The sequence below is a fragment of the Bradyrhizobium sp. McL0616 genome, from assembly GCF_049993385.1.
Classification (GTDB): domain Bacteria; phylum Pseudomonadota; class Alphaproteobacteria; order Rhizobiales; family Xanthobacteraceae; genus Bradyrhizobium.
In genome coordinates, this window is sequence record NZ_CP188255.1 from 6,205,357 (window position 1) to 6,222,465 (window position 17,109).

At 62.1% G+C, this 17,109-nt stretch carries 16 protein-coding genes; 6 read left to right on the forward strand and 10 right to left on the reverse strand.

The window, feature by feature from the left end; translation table 11 throughout:
• Positions 1-3 precede the first annotated feature (3 nt).
• The 3 genes from ACPPVR_RS30030 to ACPPVR_RS30040 all read right to left on the reverse strand — a co-directional run bounded on the left by ACPPVR_RS30030 (position 4) and on the right by ACPPVR_RS30040 (position 3,868).
• Positions 4-1,608 carry a Dyp-type peroxidase gene (locus ACPPVR_RS30030; protein WP_426610168.1) on the reverse strand — a complete coding sequence of 535 codons (1,605 nt, stop codon included), beginning with the start codon at positions 1,606-1,608 and terminating at the stop codon, positions 4-6.
• A complete protein-coding gene (locus tag ACPPVR_RS30035; RefSeq protein WP_426610169.1) occupies positions 1,571-2,260 on the reverse strand; it encodes a hypothetical protein in 690 nt (229 codons plus the stop codon). Before ACPPVR_RS30035 ends, ACPPVR_RS30030 begins: the two co-directional genes overlap by 38 nt.
• A 606-nt stretch (positions 2,261-2,866) precedes the next feature.
• Positions 2,867-3,868 (reverse strand): L,D-transpeptidase, encoded by a 1,002-nt coding sequence (locus tag ACPPVR_RS30040; RefSeq protein WP_426610170.1) that lies wholly within the window; start codon positions 3,866-3,868, stop codon positions 2,867-2,869.
• A gap of 183 nt (positions 3,869-4,051) precedes the next feature.
• Here ACPPVR_RS30040 and ACPPVR_RS30045 point away from each other — a divergent pair, with 183 nt between their 5' ends.
• Together ACPPVR_RS30045 and ACPPVR_RS30050 are read left to right on the forward strand one after the other, a co-directional pair.
• Positions 4,052-4,348, forward strand: coding sequence for an HdeA/HdeB family chaperone (locus ACPPVR_RS30045; RefSeq protein ID WP_426610171.1), 297 nt, complete (start codon positions 4,052-4,054; stop codon positions 4,346-4,348).
• Positions 4,349-4,371: 23 nt separating this feature from the next.
• Positions 4,372-4,662, forward strand: a complete 291-nt coding sequence (locus tag ACPPVR_RS30050; RefSeq protein ID WP_426610172.1) for an HdeA/HdeB family chaperone — start codon at positions 4,372-4,374, stop codon at positions 4,660-4,662.
• A gap of 67 nt (positions 4,663-4,729) precedes the next feature.
• Here ACPPVR_RS30050 and ACPPVR_RS30055 read toward each other — a convergent pair whose 3' ends face one another.
• Both ACPPVR_RS30055 and ACPPVR_RS30060 read right to left on the reverse strand, forming a co-directional pair.
• Positions 4,730-5,014: a hypothetical protein gene (locus ACPPVR_RS30055; RefSeq protein WP_426616210.1), complete on the reverse strand. Its 285-nt coding sequence runs from the start codon at positions 5,012-5,014 to the stop codon at positions 4,730-4,732.
• A 153-nt stretch (positions 5,015-5,167) separates the two neighbouring features.
• Entirely contained in the window at positions 5,168-5,482 is a 315-nt protein-coding gene (locus ACPPVR_RS30060; protein ID WP_426610173.1) for a hypothetical protein, read from the reverse strand.
• A 137-nt stretch (positions 5,483-5,619) separates the two neighbouring features.
• Here ACPPVR_RS30060 and ACPPVR_RS30065 point away from each other — a divergent pair, with 137 nt between their 5' ends.
• Together ACPPVR_RS30065 and ACPPVR_RS30070 are read left to right on the forward strand one after the other, a co-directional pair.
• A complete protein-coding gene (locus ACPPVR_RS30065) occupies positions 5,620-6,060 on the forward strand; it encodes a hypothetical protein (RefSeq protein WP_426610174.1) in 441 nt (146 codons plus the stop codon).
• Positions 6,061-6,153: 93 nt separating this feature from the next.
• The gene (locus ACPPVR_RS30070; RefSeq protein ID WP_426610175.1) at positions 6,154-8,052 is read left to right on the forward strand and encodes a diguanylate cyclase; all 1,899 of its coding nucleotides are present in this window, start codon (positions 6,154-6,156) and stop codon (positions 8,050-8,052) included.
• Positions 8,053-8,073: 21 nt separating this feature from the next.
• On the opposite strand, the gene ACPPVR_RS30075 is transcribed toward ACPPVR_RS30070, so the two are convergent.
• From ACPPVR_RS30075 to ACPPVR_RS30095, 5 genes are all read right to left on the reverse strand, one after another.
• Positions 8,074-9,291: an acyl-CoA dehydrogenase family protein gene (locus ACPPVR_RS30075; protein ID WP_426610176.1), complete on the reverse strand. Its 1,218-nt coding sequence runs from the start codon at positions 9,289-9,291 to the stop codon at positions 8,074-8,076.
• Between the two features lie 230 nt (positions 9,292-9,521).
• On the reverse strand, positions 9,522-10,733 hold the full coding sequence (locus ACPPVR_RS30080) for an ABC transporter substrate-binding protein (RefSeq protein ID WP_426610177.1): 1,212 nt from the start codon (positions 10,731-10,733) through the stop codon (positions 9,522-9,524).
• Positions 10,734-10,850: 117 nt separating this feature from the next.
• A complete protein-coding gene (locus ACPPVR_RS30085; protein ID WP_426610178.1) occupies positions 10,851-11,426 on the reverse strand; it encodes an HdeD family acid-resistance protein in 576 nt (191 codons plus the stop codon).
• Positions 11,427-11,556: 130 nt separating this feature from the next.
• Positions 11,557-13,080: an FAD-dependent oxidoreductase gene (locus ACPPVR_RS30090; RefSeq protein ID WP_426610179.1), complete on the reverse strand. Its 1,524-nt coding sequence runs from the start codon at positions 13,078-13,080 to the stop codon at positions 11,557-11,559.
• Positions 13,081-13,287: 207 nt separating this feature from the next.
• Complete coding sequence (locus ACPPVR_RS30095; protein WP_426610180.1) at positions 13,288-15,372, reverse strand: putative bifunctional diguanylate cyclase/phosphodiesterase; 2,085 nt, start codon at positions 15,370-15,372, stop codon at positions 13,288-13,290.
• A 466-nt stretch (positions 15,373-15,838) separates the two neighbouring features.
• Between ACPPVR_RS30095 and ACPPVR_RS30100 the strand changes: the two genes are divergently transcribed.
• Together ACPPVR_RS30100 and ACPPVR_RS30105 are read left to right on the forward strand one after the other, a co-directional pair.
• Positions 15,839-16,384 carry a sigma-70 family RNA polymerase sigma factor gene (locus ACPPVR_RS30100; protein ID WP_426616211.1) on the forward strand — a complete coding sequence of 182 codons (546 nt, stop codon included), beginning with the start codon at positions 15,839-15,841 and terminating at the stop codon, positions 16,382-16,384.
• Positions 16,381-17,028 carry a ChrR family anti-sigma-E factor gene (locus tag ACPPVR_RS30105; RefSeq protein WP_426610181.1) on the forward strand — a complete coding sequence of 216 codons (648 nt, stop codon included), beginning with the start codon at positions 16,381-16,383 and terminating at the stop codon, positions 17,026-17,028. Before ACPPVR_RS30100 ends, ACPPVR_RS30105 begins: the two co-directional genes overlap by 4 nt.
• Positions 17,029-17,109 lie beyond the last annotated feature (81 nt).

The following is a 17,109-nucleotide window of genomic DNA, read 5'->3' on the forward strand; positions in this document are numbered from 1 at the left end:
CCACTATCCCAGGTTGGCAATGAACTTGATCGCGGTGACACTTGGCAGAAAGCAGTAGGCTGCCGCGCGCGTGGCAACAAAGCTGGAAAACCCCTCGACCTTGATCGGGGCCCGGCCATCGACCTGTGGAATAATAAAGATACTCTCGGCCGGGTCCTGCGTCCCAATCATCGGATCCTTCGATTTGGGATTCAGCCTTACCGATCCAGCAAACTCGCTGTCATTGACCCAATGCCCGAGCACGAACTCGTATTGGTTCTCGATGCTTGAATTGATGAAATAGCCCAGCAGCCCACGCTCGATCCCGTCATATGGCTGCGTGGGATCGTAGACCGGTCCGTATGGCAGGCCGCGGCGTATCAATCGGTGCGTGTTGTTGCTGCCGCCTGGCTGGCCCTGGCCCGTAACCGGCTGCCCACGCGGATTGATGCGACGCATATGCGCGCCGACTGGGCAGCGCAGGCCCCTGGGATCGCCCGAGCCATCGGCATTGACATATTCGAAGTTATTGAACTGCTCGGGATGAACTCCACCCTCGGGACTGTCGCTGTCCGGCGACAATGCCAGCGGAACGCCATTGCGCCATCGGCCACAGATCTTGGCGGCGAGCAGTTCGGGATCGATCGTATCCTTGTTCGACTGAAGAAAGTTCTCGAACCCGACCACGTCGGTCTTGATCATCTTGAAAACGGCAAAGCTGCCGTTCAAACCGAGTTCTCGCGGCTCCGGCATCAAATAATTCTCGGCGTCGTCCCGCAACACGAACAGCCAGGGTTCGCAAGGTTGCTGGTGATCCAACGGGTATCGCTCGGGACCGCTGCGAATGGTGGTTTGGCTTATACCGTCGGTGTAGCCGAAGTGAACCTTGAACGTAGGGACTGCCTCTCCATCCCTCACTTCCATCAGGGCCATCCCGTCGGCACGCCAAATTTCGCGAAATGCACCCCCTTCGGCAAACAGAGCGCCGAGGTGGTCGCTATAGGCTTCCATGGCTTCGGGATTGAGGGCGTGCAGCGTAACCAGCACATGATCGCCGCCGGCTCCAAAGCCGCCGATCCAGTGCTGCGGATCGCTCTCGCCGATATCGCCCACCAGTTTCGCGCGTTCGGCGGCGCCCCGGACGAAGGCATCGAACGACTTGAATGAAAGCTTCGGAAGACGATCCCTGATCTCCAGCGCCAGCATTCCAGGCCAGGTGATGCCGACGTTGAGACAATAGTCGGGCTTGCGGCGCGGGGCGTCGTCGGGATTGTCGCCCGGTCCAGGTTTAAACCCGACGTGCCAATCCTCAGCGGTGGTGATCTGTGGCGCTTCAACCTCATTGCCGCTGACCAACCGCCCAAGCAACCTGCGGGCTTCAGCCGGGGCACCCACGGTCAGCAGGAAATGCCGCACCATAGGCATTCGGTATCCGCGCAGGATGAACCCTTGAATGTCCGCCAGGTTCAAGGGGTCCTTGGTTTCTGTCGACGTACCTCGCCCGAACAGGCGGCTGAAAAACCCGCCACCGCTAGCTGCCTCGGGCCGGCCTCCGCCTTGAACCACGTGGTTGCTCCTCCGTTGCGCGTGCTTACCGGGTTGCGGCAGATGATGATTGGTGATCTGCAATCAGGGCGTGAATGTCCTGAACCGACAGACCGGGATATGCCTGATAGAACCCGATCGGCGCGCGGTTTGCGCTTTCCGCGAAGTCAATGAATTCCTGAAGGTACTTTCGGCAAGGTGACGGCGGCGGGTCTTTCGTGAATTTGAAGATGAGATCGAAGACCTCGCCGATGTTCTTGGTGAAATCGGCGATGTATTTATCGAATGAGCCGTCATAGACGGTGAAAAATCCGATCTGATTGTCTTCAAGGGGAACAAACTGCGCGAAGTGCGGCGTGCCTACTTTGTCGAGGTCTTTCGTCGTCCCGCTGCCGCCCGCGCGCAAGATGAGCTGTACTGCGATGAAATGAAGATATGACTTGATGGGCAGGATCACCAAGAACGGTCGCAGTTCGCCAACTCCGCTGATGTTCGCAGCCAGCGCCATGGCCTTGATCGCCCTCGCTGTTGCGTCGGGATAGGCGGTGTAGCGATTCACCGCGTGCAGAAGGTGCGCCGTCGTCCATTTGACAAAGGCGTCAATGTTGGCGCTGACCGGTGTTGGCGGTGGATTGTCAACACGTTGCAGGATGGTGTCGAATACAGATCCTGCTGTCTCGGCGAGGCGGGCCATGAGCCGGCCGAAGTCGCCATCGAAGTCGCCGAGAAACAGCATGTCTTTTCGCTTAACACCGTGAAGCGCGAGTAATGAACCGTGCCAATCATATCATTGGCTCGGCATAGCTCCGGCATCAGTGGAGGAAGCTCATCTGCCAACAGCTTTGCGTCTGTCGACGATTTCAATGGAAAGCTAAGGGTAAAGTGGTTTTGGTTCATCTGCACAAACCCTTCGCGGTTCACGCAAGCGTGCTGCGACTTTTTTTCATCGCGGAGAACTCCCGTTGAGAGCTGTGCCTTGGCAAAGAAGAGCCGCGCAATCTCACAAGGTGGTCACCTTGAGCGAGCGAACCTTGACTCAGATCAAATGTGCAGGCCGGACAGAGCCGGGACGATTTAATAGCACAGAGAACATTTTATCAGGCCTGGATATGCCCGGAGTGGGTCGAAAGGCCAACCGCCGCAGCTGCCCGCGCAAGTCTGTTAAGACCCATAAGCGGACGTCCCCACACCCAAGAGTACACGTCCTGGAGGACGGTAACAACCTACCCTGCCATCACCCCGCCCCGCTTGATCAGCTCTTTCCCACCGCGGCCAGATGCACCTAATCCGGCCGCCGTCGATGCGGATGAAGCGGGCGTAGGCATAGGCGCGCGCCAGCGGGTCACCTTTTCCGGCGTTTTCCCGGCGTCTGCATATCTTCCGCGATGACGGTGAAGTCCGGCGTCGTACGGGTCTCGGGACTTGCCGCGAGATCGGTGACCACCATGGTCGTGCCGGGATGCAGCGTGCGTGCGACACGCCTCACGCCGGCTCCGTCCAGATATTCGATCCGCGCCAAAACGGAACTGGACCACAAATCGACGACGACGCCGTCCTGCGGATGACCGCCAAGACCAAATGCCGACCAGCTGAGTGCATGTCCATCGGGTGATGGCCCGATCAGCGAGAACAGATGCGTTCCTATCGGTTTGTCGGGATCGAGCAGGTTGATCGGGGTCTCGAATGTCACCTCGCCGTCAACGATCAGGTAGGCCTTGCGATCGGCGCCCGATACGAGAACCGACATGATCTTTGCGACATCCGCGTTGGCAGCGGACTTGCCGGGACGGGCCAACTTCTCCTTCGCATCCTGTGCGGTCCTCGCCATATCGTCGGGTAGCACGAGATCCGGCGGGACAACCGAACTGTAGGAGGTCTCCTGGTCGGCAATAATGACGGACGTTCCGAGCTGTGTCGCCGAAAACAGCAACTCGGAAAACTTCATCGGCAAGCGGATGCAGCCATGTGAGGCCGGATAGCCGGGCAAGTTTCCGGCATGAAGTGCCACGCCCTTCCATGTCAGTCGCTGCATGTTCGGCATCGGGGCGTTGTTATAGGTGCTGGAATAGTGCTCTGTGCGTTTCTGCAGGATTGTGAAGACGCCAGTCGGCGTGCGATTACCCGGCTTCCCCGTCGAGCACGTGGAGACACCGATCGTCACTCCATTGCGGTAGACGTGGACGAGTTGCTCCGGCAAGGACACGACGACGACAACCGGTCCGCGCGGAGAAATTTCGGGCCGCCAGACGAACTCTCCGGGCTTAAGAGCCTTGATGACGGCAATACCGGCCGCCAATGCTGCTCGATCGGACATCAGAAACGAGCTTGCCGCGATGCCGAGCACGATCGTCCTGCGTGTCGCCAGCATCGGTGCGCTCATTCCAGATCCTCCGGCAACCCTGTGACGTGGCGGACCGACTGCCCTCGGCTTGTTGCGCCGCACCTTGGTCATAAGGCTTGACGTAGATCAACGACCGACCGCCCACGCCTTGGTGCAACCATAGCGGTTCAAGGCAGGAGCGCCGGAATGCGGAAATTGCTTGTTGGTCTGGTCATCGCAGGACTCACGATCCCGAGCGTCTTTGCTGCGCAAGGGAGCGTCGATATGGCGCGCATAACATGCGCTGATTATCTGGCGATGTCCCCAACCGATAGCGCGGTGTTTTCGGCGTGGATGAGCGGCTGGTTCAATCAAAAGAAGGGTTATGTCTGGATCGACGTGAACGCCTACACCCGAAATGTAGCCAGCGTGAAAGCCTGGTGCACCGCCAATCCCACCCAGACCGTCATGGCCGGGCTTGAACGCTCGACGGCCGGACAGTGATCGGGCGGCAACGGGAGATGAAAATGAAGTCAGTCATCTGCATGATTGCGGCCAGCGTGATGCTCGCCCTGGCGTCACCCGCCAAGGCGCAAGTCATCGATTTGTCCCTGATCACATGTAAGGAATTGCTCGCCGCCGACACCGACCGGCAAGCATTGATCGCCTGGTGGATGTCGGGATACTTCAGCGCTTCGAAGAATTTGAATGTCGTCGATTTTCGTTATGTGGAACGAAACGGAAGAGTCGTCGGCAGCTATTGCAAGTCGCACAAATCCGACACGGTCATGAACGCGATGCAGAAGAATTGGCGCTGACGAGACTACAGCGGGTCACGAACCTGGGACGTCCGTCGCCAGAATTCGTGAACCGCAAGCAAGTCCGTTAGCGGCGCACTCCGACGCGATTGACGCCCCCGTTCAAATTGGTTCCGCTGGCTGTGCCGGCCCGGACCGCAGCACGTGCCACGGGACGTGGCCGGAGCACTACGCCTGCTCTGGCAACGCAACTGGGCGGATAACCAACATATTGGCAATATACCACTGCCCCGGCCGGCGTAGGATTGAGGGTGAGACCCGTAACTGCCAGCAGGATGCTGGCCGCGATCCCCGCAACTGTTACCGACTTGATCGAACGGCGCGTGCTCCGGTACATGGTGGTTCTCCTCATCGTGGTAACGAACCAATAAGTGATCGGATCCGCGTCCGGCGCGGCTAGAGATAACGTGAACGCCGCAGGCCAGGTGTTGTTGACGTAGATCAACGATAGCCTCGACGCCGGCAAGCCGGCGCAGGGCCCGAGCGGACGTCCCGCGGCAGGAGGCTAGGCCTTCGTAGCGCCTTTTGTTTCCCTGCTCGGAGTGTCGGCCAGCATTTCAAGCTGGCTCGCCAAACCGCTAAAACTGCGTGATATGTTTTTCATGAGGGTGGCTGTCCGAGCGGGCACACCTGCTTCGGTCGCCTTGAGCTTGAAAGCACTCGCCAATATGCGGCACTCTGCGGCAGTCGGCATCGCAGCAAGCTCAGGACTCCGGCGCTTCGGCACCGTTTGGCAGGGGATTTCTTCAGATAAGACAAAGCTGCGCGTGTGAGCGCTCACTTCGCTTTCGTAGCCTTGCTTTCGATTGCGGATGCTCATGTGTTCCACTTCTTTAACCCCGATTGTAGCGCATCGGCTGTTTCACGCTCGCGACGCCACCTGATGAGGAACAGACTTTCGCTATCGCAATTCGGCAACCGGTGATTTGATCACGGTTCAACGGCCGGATACCGACAGTGAAAATCAAGCTGTCAGCCATCACGCTGCTCGCGATGATCGTGCCAGGACAGGCGCGTACCGCAATGCTCACCGACGCTGAGGCAGCGTTCCTCGACCAACTCGTCACTGCAGCCGCGGTGCTCGAACAACGATGCCTGGGCCACGAGGTCAGTGGTACCGGCGGCGTTCAACTCGGCGCCACACTTCTCGGCAGCACCGATGCCGCGATGGCAATGATCAACGCCTGCGACGCGGCCATAAAGGCGCACGATGGCAGGGGCTACGATCCCAATAAATTCCGCCCCAAGGTGTCCGAGGTGAACACCAAAGCGTCCAGGCGCATCCAGGAAGACTTAATCAAGAATCCGAAAGCGCCCGCGCCGTGGATCTGGCACGGTCGATCGCAGCGACGATACATCGGACAGTTGGAAGAATCGCAGGAATTTTGGCCAAATTAACGATCGACCCAGAAAGGCGCCTTCACTGGCCTGTTGGAAACCCGGGTTTCAGCCTCGATGCCGCAGCATGTTCCTTCGAAAGGAACAATCCGCGTGCGTCGGCTTATCAAGTCTCCCTTAACCATCATCGCCGTGCTGCTTGGCTTTACGCTCAGCAGCTTCTGGGTGCTTGTGGCGTGGAAATCGACACAGGAGAAAGCAGCGGCACTAGCTCAGGCCGGCCTGCAAACCCAAGCTCTGACGCATTCGCTCGCACAGCACGCATCCAAGAGCTTTGGCGCGGTCGCGCTCGCGCTGTTCGGCGCAGGCCAGTACATCGTGCACTCTGACAAATCCGCCCGAGCCTCAGCAGACATTAATGACCTGCTGGCGCAATACGCCAAAAACATGCCGCAGGTGCGCGAGATTGGCGTCCTCTCGGCAAATGGCGACTGGATGTATTCGTCGTTTGAAACCGTGCCCGCGGTGAACAATGCGGATCGCGAGTATTTCAGGTTTCATCAGGACCATCCTGAGGAAGCAGGACCCCGCATCAGCGAACCCGTGATATCGCGCGTGACCGGCCGGCCGACCTTGCTGATGACACGGCGCCTGCCGAACGCCGACGGCTCGTTCGGCGGCGTGGTGTTCGCCGCGATCGATCTGGCTTACTTCCGGTCGTTCTATCAGGGCTTTGAAGCCGACCAGGAGCGCGCGGTCACCTTGATGAAGACGAATGGCAAGGTGCTTGTTCATCGCCGCGATGAGCTGGTGGGCAAGGATATGGGCGGCAGTTCTCTTTTCGTCAGCCGGCTCAAGGAAGGTACGACAGGCCTTTATTCGATCGTCTCGCCGTTTGACGGTCGACCGAAGCAGTTCACCTTCGAGGTCGTCGCCGAGTTTCCGGTCGTTATCAGCGTTGCCGTCGCTGAAGACAATATCCTGTCTGAATGGCGCGGGAGCCGGAATTTCGACTTTCTGCTTGGCGCGGTCATTTCGGCGATCCTGGTCGGGCTGGCGGCTGTGTTGATGCATCAATTCCGCGAACGTTCGACGATGGCCCAAATGCTGCGCGAACGAGAGCGCGGGTACCGGCTGCTCGCCGAAAACGTCGAGGATGTGGTCGTCCGGCTCGATCTCAGCGGAAGGCGTCTCTACATGTCGCCATCGATCGAGAAGATGCTCGGCTGGACCCCAGCTGAATGTCTTCAACACGAGGGTTACGAGATTCTCCATCCCGCCCATCGGGAGCTCGTCAAGCGCGCGGTCGACCGACTGGGCCCCACGGAACGAACCGCCATGTGCGAGTATCTCATGCGCTCGAAATCCGGGGACCATGTGTGGGTCGAATCGCAATTCAGCTTCATTGAGGGGACGGACGATTCATTGCCGGAAGTCCTCGTCGTCGTCCGAGACATTACCAAACGCAAGGCAGCGGAAGACCAACTCGTCGCGGCAAACGCCCGGCTCAAGGACCTGTCCGAAACGGATACGCTGACCGGGATTGCCAACCGACGAAGATTTGACGAGATGCTCGAACGTGAGTTCAAGCGCTGCCATCGCGCGCAATCGGAGCTGTCCTTGCTCTTTATCGACATCGACAAGTTCAAGGCGTTCAACGATACCTACGGCCATACGGCCGGCGATGAATGTATCCAGCGCGTCGCGAGCGCGCTCAAATCTAGTCTGAAACGGCCTGGCGATCTCGTTGCACGCTATGGCGGCGAGGAGTTCGCCGTGCTCCTTCCGGAGACGGGCGCTCAGAATGCCGAAACGGTCGCCGAGGCACTGCGCCTTGCCGTGTGCGATATGGCCATTTCCCACAAGGGAAACAGCCACGGCCGGGTGACCATCAGCATCGGCGTTGCGGGATCACGATGCGACACAGCCAGCAGTCCTGCGGCCGTCCTCGCAGCGGCCGACACAGCGCTGTACGTCTCCAAGCAGAACGGACGGAACCGGGTCAGCCTCGCCGCCGAAAGCCCGAGCTTGAGATTGGTGCGTCCCGGCTGATCAGCCGCCGCGGCAACAACCCTACCCTGCCATCACCCCGCCCCGCTTGATCAGCTCCTTGCCGACCGCGGAAAGATGCACCTGGTCCGGCCCGTCGCCGATGCGGATGAAGCGGGCGTAGACATAGGCGCGCGCCAGGAACGTATCCTGCGAGACGCCGGCCGCGCCGTGGATCTGGATGGCGCGGTCGATGACGCGCGCGGCCATGCTGGGCACCACGATCTTGGCGGCGGCGATCAAATCGCGCGCGGCCTTGTTGCCCTCGCGGTCCATCCTGTCGGCGGCCTGCAGCGTGAGCAGCCGCGCCTGTGCGATTTCGCAGAAGGAGTGCGCGATATCCTCTTTCACCGAGCCCTGCTCGGCGAGCGGCTTGCCGAAGGCCACCCGCGACACCGAACGCTGGCACATCAATTCCAGCGCACGCTGGGCGCAGCCGATCAGCCGCATGCAATGGTGGATGCGGCCGGGGCCGAGCCTGCCTTGCGCGATTTCGAAGCCGCGGCCCTCGCCGAGCAGGATGTTTTCCACGGGCACGCGCACATTCTCGTAGACGATCTCGGGATGGCCGACCGGCGCGTCGTCATAGCCGTAAGTGAGCATGTCGCGGACGATGCGCACGCCGGGCGTGTTCTTCGGCACCAGGATCATGGATTGCTGGCGATGGCGGTCGGGATCGTTGGGCGCGGTCTTGCCCATCACGATCAGGATGTCGCAATCCTCGTTCATCGCGCCGGAGGTGAACCATTTGCGCCCGTTGATGACGTAGTCGCCGCCATCGCGCTTGATCTCGCACTGGATGTTGGTGGCATCGCTGGAGGCGACCTGTGGCTCGGTCATCGAGAAGCCGGAGCGGATGCGCCCCTCGAGCAGCGGCTTCAGCCAGCGCGCCTGCTGCGCCGGGGTGCCGTAGTTGGCCAGCACCTCCATGTTGCCGACATCGGGCGCCGAGCAGTTGAAGACTTCCGGCGCCCAGAGGATGCGGCCCATGATCTCTTTCACGGGGGCGTATTCGAGGTTGGTGAGACCGGGGCCATGCTCGCCCGAGAGGAACAGGTTCCAGAGCCCCTGCTCCCGCGCCAGCCGCTTCAGGTCCTGCAAGACGTGCGGCGTCCGGTAGCGCGTGGCCTCCGGCTTCACCTGCTCGTAATAGAGCTCCTCGACCGGCTCGACATGCGTCCGCATGAACTGGCGGACGCGCCCCTGGAGCTCCAGCGAACGCGCGGAGTGTTGAAAGTCCATGGTGTTCTCCTGTTCGTGCCTGTTCGCCACGCTCAATGAAGGTGCCTCTTCCTTCTCTCCTTGTGGGAGAAGGTGGCGCGAAGCGCCGGATGAGGGGTATCTATCCACGCATTCAATGCGAGTTGGACTCGCGGAGAGATACCCCTCACCCGGCTTCGCTTTCGCGAAGCCCCCCTCTCCCACAAGGGGAGAGGGTACACCGTCTCTGCGGCCGCTCGCTTGTTCGCGCGTCAGGTGCCGCGCAACAGCTCGCTCGCCACGACCCAGTCGTTGCCGTCGAACTGGAGCATGTAGCCGTCCTTGATCGGGCGAAAATCCTGCGGCGTGGTGTTGAGCGTGATGCCAGGCAGCAGCAGCGACAGCGGCACGTTCTTCAAATTGGAGGCCTGCGCCATGATGTTCTCGCGCGTCAGATCGTCCTTGCACTGCTTCAGCACGACCACCAGCGCTTCGGCGACGGTGTAGCCGTAGAGCGCGGCGACATTGTTGATGTCGGCATTGGGCAGGCGTCGCTTCATGAAGTCGATATAGGCCGACATCGCCGGATCGTCCTTCGGCTCGGCCGTGAACGGCTTGAGCGAGCCGAGCGACAGCACGCCCTTGCCGGCATCGAGGCCGGCCGGCACCATCACGGTCGCCTTGTTGGCACAGCCCGAGGCGAGGAAGCGCGTCGGCTGCCAGCCGACCTCATGGGCTTTACGGATCGCCTGCGCACAGGCGCGCGGCGTTACCGAATAGATCATGAAGACGTCAGCCTTGGTGTTCGCGAGCGTCAGCACCTGGGAATCGATCGTGGGATCAGTGACCTCGAAACTCGAGGCCAGCGCGATCGCCTTGTCGGCGTCGGCGCCGAGCGCTTCCTTGACGCCGCGGAAATATTCCTTGCCGGCGTCGTCGTTCTGGTAGAGCACCGCGAACCGCGCGTTCGGGTTCTTCGCGCGCGCATAGGCGACGTCGATCGCGGCTTCGCTGGTGTAGTTCGGCGCCCAGGGCAGCGCCATCGACCACGGCATGTTGACGGGATCGTTCCACTTCGAGGCCGAGCTGATCAGGAACAGCTGCGGCACCTTGTTGCTGTTGAGGTATTTTGCGATCGCCGAGCTCGGCGCGGTGCCCATGGTCGCGAAGATGAAGGCGACGCCGTCGCCTTCGACTAGCCGCCGCGCCGCCTCCATGGTCTTGGGCGGCGAGAACGCGTCATCCAACGACAGCAGATTGAGCTTGCGGCCGTTGACGCCGCCCTTCTCGTTGATCTCGTCGAAATAGGCCGTGAGCACCCGCCCGGTGATACCGAGCGGCGAGGCCGGCCCGCTATAGGGCATGGTGTTGCCGATCTTGATCTCGGTGTCGCTGACGCCCGGACCGTAGGATTTTTGTGCGGAGGCGGGCGTGGACAAAAAGGCGGCAGCCAACGCTGCGGCCAGGGCCAAAGCGGCTTTCATAGATTTCTCCCCGGTGATCATCGTCCGCGCGATGTGAACGCGCCGCGTGCTGCCTTTTGCCAGCGTGTCAGATCAGCGGAGTTCCCTGGGACGGTCTTGCGTCGAGTTGCTGATGAGTTAGTGCCGCCGCCGCAGGCTGAAGCCCAGACTGACCCAGCCAGCGCCGGCCATGATCAGGTCGATGCCGAGGAACAGGCCGAGGATATAGACGCTGTTGACCGGCCAGCGCGCCAGGATCAAGAGCCCAAGCAACAGCGTGATGACGGCAGACAGCGCCACCCAGACCCATGGGCTTTCCCGCTTCATGCTGAAAGCAAGAAACAGCCGCACCGCGCCGGAGGCGAGCAGCGAGGCGCCGAGGAACAGGGTCAGCAGCGCTGCAGCAAACAGCGGATTCTCGAAGGTCAGGAAGCCCGCGATGATGTAGAGCACGCCGAGCAACGCCCAGATCACAAACTTGCCCCAGCTCTTCATCTGGAATGCGCCGATCACCTCGGTGACCCCAGCGACGATCATCATCGCACCGACCACGATCACGCTCGCCACCGTCGCCATCACCATGCTGCCGAGCGCGACGAAGCCGGCGATGAGATAGACGACACCGAGGGCGACGATCCAGCCCCATTTAGCGTGCAACGCCGCAATGCCTGATCCCAGGCCCAGGTTGGGAGACGTATCCGAAGCACTTGTCATGACGGCTACTCCTGCATGCGAAGCCCCATAGCACAGCTTAAGGATAGCACCGATAGCGCCGGGACGACAGCCGGCAGAGCAGCCGCCGCGGGAGCCGGCATTGACGCAGGTCAAGCTCCGGCCGGGCGCCTCAGGCGCGCGAGCGCTCCATCTCGAGCTCGGCCTTGAGATTGTCGAGATCGCGATAAATTGACGCAACTGCGAGGACGCGGCCACCCTTGCGGTACTTCAGCAGGCAATCCTTTCCGGAGATGCTGCCGTCGATCGCGATCTCGTCAAAGCTCTCGGCATGGCCGACATAGTTGATCGGTACGTCGTAATGCTGGCTCCAGAAGAACGGCACCGCGTCGAAGCGCTCCTGCTGACCGAGCATGTTGCGCGCCGCTGTCTGGCCCTGGCGCTCCGCAACGACCCAATGCTCGACCCGGATGGTTTGGCCCGAATGCGGATCGGGCCAGCGCGCGATATCGCCGGCGGCGAAGATGCCTGATGCGCTGGTCTCGAGATATTCATTGACGCTGACGCCGCGATCGGTCGCAAGCCCCGCCTGCTCGGCAAGCGCAAGGCGCGGTTTGACGCCGATGCCGACCACGACGAGATCGGCTTCGATGACGCCGCCGCTCTTCAGGCTCGCGCGCGTACCCTCGATCTTCTCGACGGTGTCCTTGAGATGGAAATTGACGCCGTTCTCTTCATGCAGGGCGCGAACGAAGTCGCCCATCTCGGGGCCGAGCACGCGCTGCATCGGTCGCTCGTCGGGCGCAACCACGTGCACCTCGAGCTTGCGCGCTCGCATCGACGCCGCGACCTCGAGGCCGATGAAGCTGGCGCCGATCACAAGGACGCGCTTTGCACTGCCTGCGGCCTTGATGATGGCGCGGCTGTCGGCGACCGACCGCAACATATGGACATGCGGCTGGTCGGCGCCGGGAATCTGGAGCTTCACCGGCTCGGCGCCGGTTGCGAGCAGCAGCCGGTCGAACGGCAGCTTGTCGCCGTTGCCCAGCGTCGCGCTGCGCGCCTTCGGATCGATCGCCGACACATTCGTGTTGAGCCGGAGGTCGATGCCGGCGTCCCGGTAATAATCCTCGCCGCGCAACGGCAGCCAGTCCTCCGGTGCATTGCCGGCGAGATAGTCCTTGGAGAGGTTCGGCCGGTCGACCGGCATTGCGCCGTCACTGCTGAGCATGGTGATGGCGCCGGCAAATCCCTCGCGGCGAAGCGTCTCGGCCGCGGTGAAGCCGGCCGCACCGCCGCCGACGATGAGGAATTTTTCAGGCGTCGGTGCGCTGCGATGGGCGGCTGAAGGTTTTGGCACGTCGCGCTTGCGCTGAACCAGGATCATGTCCCGATCGCGCGTGACGTCCCACAGCGCCAGCGTATTCAGCGCCGGCGGACGCGTGGCCTCGCCGGTGCGCAACGAGAAACAGGCGTGATGCCAGGGGCAGCGGATGGTGTCGCCGACCACCAGCCCCTCAGCGAGCGGGCCGTGGTAATGACTGCAAGCTGGCTCGATCGCGAAGATCTCGCTACCGGCCTGCACCAGCAGGACATCTTCCTGGCCGACATGGCCGAGCAGCTTGCTGTCCTTGAACTCCGCGAGCGATACGCCCTTGGTCAGGTCGGGTCCGCTCGGCTTCTTGTCCTCGGTCATGGTCTTCTCCTCAGCAGGTCAACGCGTAGCTCAGGATTTGGACGGCGCTGGCAGCGAAAAGTTCCTGCGATCGCGAAAATCAGGGTTTTGGGCGATGTCGAGGACGTCGGTCGTAACGGATTTTTGGTGCATGGCTCTGCCGGCGCGGGATGCGAGATCGCCAGACTAAGCCTTCAAGGCAATGATGCCCAAGAGCGCCGAGAGAGTTCAGGCCGCCGCGACCGGCCTGCGCATTTCGCGCGCGGGCCGCGCTTCAGCGGGTTCCGAGACCCTCTGCTCGTCGATCATGCGGTTGATGAAATCGACCGGCATCGGCTTGCCGAACAGATAACCCTGCACGCTGTCGCAGCCTTGCTCGCGCAGAAAATCGAGATGGCGCTCAGTCTCAACGCCTTCCGCGAGCACCGGGATGTTCAGGCTGCGACCGAGCAGCAGCGTCGCCTTGACGATGGCCGCCGCATGCGCGCTGGTCTCAACCGCCTGAACGAAACTCTTGTCGACCTTGATCTTGTCGAACGGAAACGCCTGGAGCGTCGACAGCGAGGAGTAGCCGGTGCCGAAATCGTCCATGGCGACGGTGACGCCGATCGCCTTCAGCGCCAGCACCACCTGGAGCGCGTGCTGACGGTCGGCAATGATGCCGCTTTCGGTCAGTTCGATCTCGAGCCGCGATGGCGGCAGACCGGTCTCCTTGAGGATTTCCGCGACGCGCCGCGGCAGATCGTGATTGAGCTGCATCGGCGCGACGTTCACCGCGACCTTGAACGGCAGGCGCCATTGCGCGGCGGTCTGGCAGGCCTTCCGGATCACCCAGTCGCCGATCTCGATGATCAGGCCGGTCTCCTCCGCGATGGGGATGAAGGCATCGGGCGGGATGCGCCCTTTCACGGGGTGGTTCCAGCGGATCAAGGCTTCGAAGCCGACGATCCCGCCGGTCTGGGTATCGTTCTGCACCTGGTAATACAGTTCCAGCTCGTCGCCGATGAGCGCGCGCTTGAGATCGATCGCGAGCTCGGCGCGGGTGCGGCTCGCCTCGTCCATCGAGGGCTCATAGGTGCAGATCTTGCCGCGGCCGAGACTCTTGGCACGATACATCGCAAGGTCGGCACGCTGGGTCAGGCAATCGGCCGCCTGGCCGTGCTCGGGAAACAGGGCAACGCCGATGCTGCAACCGACCGCGAGCGTCTGATGCTGCCACTCGACGGGCTCGAGCACGACCTTGCGCAGGCGCTCGGCGAACTTGACCGCCTCACCGCGCGCAAAGATCTCGCTCTTCACTGCGACGAATTCGTCGCCGCCGATCCGGGCCAGAAACTCACCCTCCTGCAATTCGGCGGAGATGCGCTGGGCCACCTGCCGCAGCAGATGATCGCCGCCGACATGGCCGTGAACGTCGTTGATGTCCTTGAAGCGGTCGAGATCGATCGCCAGCACGACGATTCGTGCGGTGTCGTCGCCGCGGCCGGCGAGCAGGTCATGCAGCCGCTGCGCCAGACCGTTGCGGTTCGGCAGGCCGGTCAACGGATCATGCAACGTCTGTTGCTTGTAGCTTTCGGTGGCTTCGTTCGCGGCCTGCAAATCGATCGCGTATGCCGAGGCCGCCATCGCCATCATCAGGCTGACGCCGACGATGACGCTCGTGATCATGAAACTGTCGGACAGGGTTTGCGCCGGCACGGCCATGTCGAACACCGGATAGACCGTCACCGCCAGCATGCCGGTGAAATGCAGCGACACGATCGCCAGGATCATCGCCAGCGCGCCGCCATATTTGCAGAAGCGGGTGATCGGGCGCGCGATGCGGTTGGCGGCCACGGCGCCAAAGCCCGCCGCGAACACAACAGAGAGCGCGGCCAGCGGAAAATTCCAAACGAGCTCGCCGGGAATTTGGAACGCCGTCATGCCGGCGTAATGCATCGCGGCAATGCCGAGACCGAACACCGCGCCACCGCCCTCGATCGCCGGCCCAAGCCGCGTGCGGGTGGTGATGAAGAAGCCGAGCCAGGCGAAGACCACGGTGATCATCAGCGAGGCGAAGGTCAGTCCCGGCTCGAAGGCGCGCGCCACCGGGGCGTTGTAGCCGAGCATGGCCGCGAAATGCGTGGTCCACACCGTTCCGCCTGCGACGAGGCCAGACAGGAACAGAAGGTTGAAGCGCCGCGCACCGGTATTGCGCCTGACGCGCGCCAACAGCCGCATCGACAGCAGCGAGCCCAGGACGCAGATCAGCACCGCCACCGCGACGTAGCGCAGGTCGTGCTCGGCCGGCAGACAGGTGATGGCTTGCCACATTCGAATTTTCCTCTCCGGACTGAGATACGAAGCGCGGTGCCGAATGGATCAGTGCGGGGTTGGAACAGGGTTAGCGGCATCTGAACGCGCCGCTCGGCAATACGAACGGCACCTCGATGCAGCCATGCCCCCTCTTAAGCACGGGTATAGGCAGGAGAAATCGACCCGGCCGGAGGTCCGCAGGATGAAGAAAGGGTGACAGACCGCCCCCGGCTTTGCCGCAAACCGGAACCTGGACCGCGGCATACCAGCGCTTGTCGTGGCCGAGGCGAACACTTAGAACGAACCAGCTCGGAGAAGTGATCCAGATGGCGATGTCCGTCGTTTAGGCCATGGACATGTCAACCGAGGTCCCATGAACGCCGGTCTTCAAGCTGTGAGCAGGCCCATGTGGAGCAGTAATCCCATGGCTGCTCTCCGGCGGGACCGGGCTCGAAGATATGCAGGCGAAAGGCCCAAGGCGACGGTGGAATGGGCTGAATTAATCGGACGCGTCGCGGCCCGTGGCGATCGGGACGCGTTCAAGCTCTTGTTCGAGCATTTTTCTCCGCGCGTGAAGGGATTCCTGGTCAAGACCGGGATGAGCGCGGATTCCGCGGAGGAGATCGCGCAGAACACGCTTCTCGCGGTCTGGCGCAAGGCGGCTCAATTCGATCCATCTTCCGCCGGCGCTGCTGCATGGATATTCACGATCGCGCGCAACCTGAGGATCGACGCTGCGCGGCGCTCGGCGCGCCAGGCCCGCATCAGCGAGCCCGCCGACCCGGATGACATGTCCGACGCGGCGGACTCGCCCGAGACCACCTTGACACGGCGCGACGACGTCTCACGTGTAGCCGCGGCTCTGCTGCGGCTGTCCGAGGAGCAATCCACGGTGATCCGGATGTCGTTCATCGAGGAGCAACCGCATGCCGACATCGCAAGCGCCTTGGGTCTTCCTTTGGGAACCGTGAAATCGCGTATCCGACTGGCCATGATCCGACTGAGAAATCTTCTGGAAGAGCGAACATGACGATCAACCACCATCCTCCAGAGGATTTTCTCGCCGATTTCGCGACCGGCAAGCTCGACGAGGCCGATCATCTCGCCGTCGCCGTGCATGCTGAGCGGTGCGCCAGCTGCCGCCGTTTCATCGGCGCGCTGGAGCACCTGGCCGGGGCCGCCCTCGAAGACGCCGCACCCATGGCTATGAAAGCCGGCGCGTTCGAGGCGCTCATGGCAGAGATCGACGAAGCCCCGCACGCAACGCCCGCCGCAGTTGCTCCGTCCGCGCCACTTCCAGATGACGACCTGCCGGAGATCTTGCGTCGCTGCCATTTCGGCAAGCAGCGCCGCGTGGCGCCGGGCGTCAAATTGCAGCCGATCATCCTGCCGGGCGCAGGCAAATCGCGCGCCTTCCTGCTGTGGTCGGCACCGGGCACGCGCATGCTGGAGCATTCGCATACCGGCACTGAGCTGACCTGCGTGCTCAAGGGCAGTTTCAGTCACGAAGGCGGCCGATACGGCCCGGGCGATTTCGACTTCGGCGACGGCGAGGTCGATCACCAGCCGATTGTCGGTGGCGAGGAGCCCTGCCTGTGTCTGGTCGCCATGACCGGCGACCTGCGGCTGAATGGATGGCTCGGACGGCTGATCTCGCCCTTCGTGCGGCTCTGACGCCCGCCGTCGGCGACGGGTGATCCAATAGTGATCCAAGGACGCCGCGCCGTCGTTTCCTCTCTTGTTGATACGGGAGGA

What these genes read in the sequence shown, in the direction of transcription:
- ACPPVR_RS30035 (WP_426610169.1), bottom strand. Translation starts at nt 2,260, where the DNA reads ATGCTGTTTCTCGGCGACTTCGATGGCGACTTCGGCCGGCTCATGGCC.
- ACPPVR_RS30045 (WP_426610171.1), top strand. Translation starts at nt 4,052, where the DNA reads ATGCGGAAATTGCTTGTTGGTCTGGTCATCGCAGGACTCACGATCCCG.
- ACPPVR_RS30050 (WP_426610172.1), top strand. Translation starts at nt 4,372, where the DNA reads ATGAAGTCAGTCATCTGCATGATTGCGGCCAGCGTGATGCTCGCCCTG.
- ACPPVR_RS30055 (WP_426616210.1), bottom strand. Translation starts at nt 5,014, where the DNA reads ATGAGGAGAACCACCATGTACCGGAGCACGCGCCGTTCGATCAAGTCG.
- ACPPVR_RS30060 (WP_426610173.1), bottom strand. Translation starts at nt 5,482, where the DNA reads ATGAGCATCCGCAATCGAAAGCAAGGCTACGAAAGCGAAGTGAGCGCT.
- ACPPVR_RS30075 (WP_426610176.1), bottom strand. Translation starts at nt 9,291, where the DNA reads ATGGACTTTCAACACTCCGCGCGTTCGCTGGAGCTCCAGGGGCGCGTC.
- ACPPVR_RS30080 (WP_426610177.1), bottom strand. Translation starts at nt 10,733, where the DNA reads ATGAAAGCCGCTTTGGCCCTGGCCGCAGCGTTGGCTGCCGCCTTTTTG.
- ACPPVR_RS30085 (WP_426610178.1), bottom strand. Translation starts at nt 11,426, where the DNA reads ATGACAAGTGCTTCGGATACGTCTCCCAACCTGGGCCTGGGATCAGGC.
- ACPPVR_RS30090 (WP_426610179.1), bottom strand. Translation starts at nt 13,080, where the DNA reads ATGACCGAGGACAAGAAGCCGAGCGGACCCGACCTGACCAAGGGCGTA.
- ACPPVR_RS30095 (WP_426610180.1), bottom strand. Translation starts at nt 15,372, where the DNA reads ATGTGGCAAGCCATCACCTGTCTGCCGGCCGAGCACGACCTGCGCTAC.
- ACPPVR_RS30105 (WP_426610181.1), top strand. Translation starts at nt 16,381, where the DNA reads ATGACGATCAACCACCATCCTCCAGAGGATTTTCTCGCCGATTTCGCG.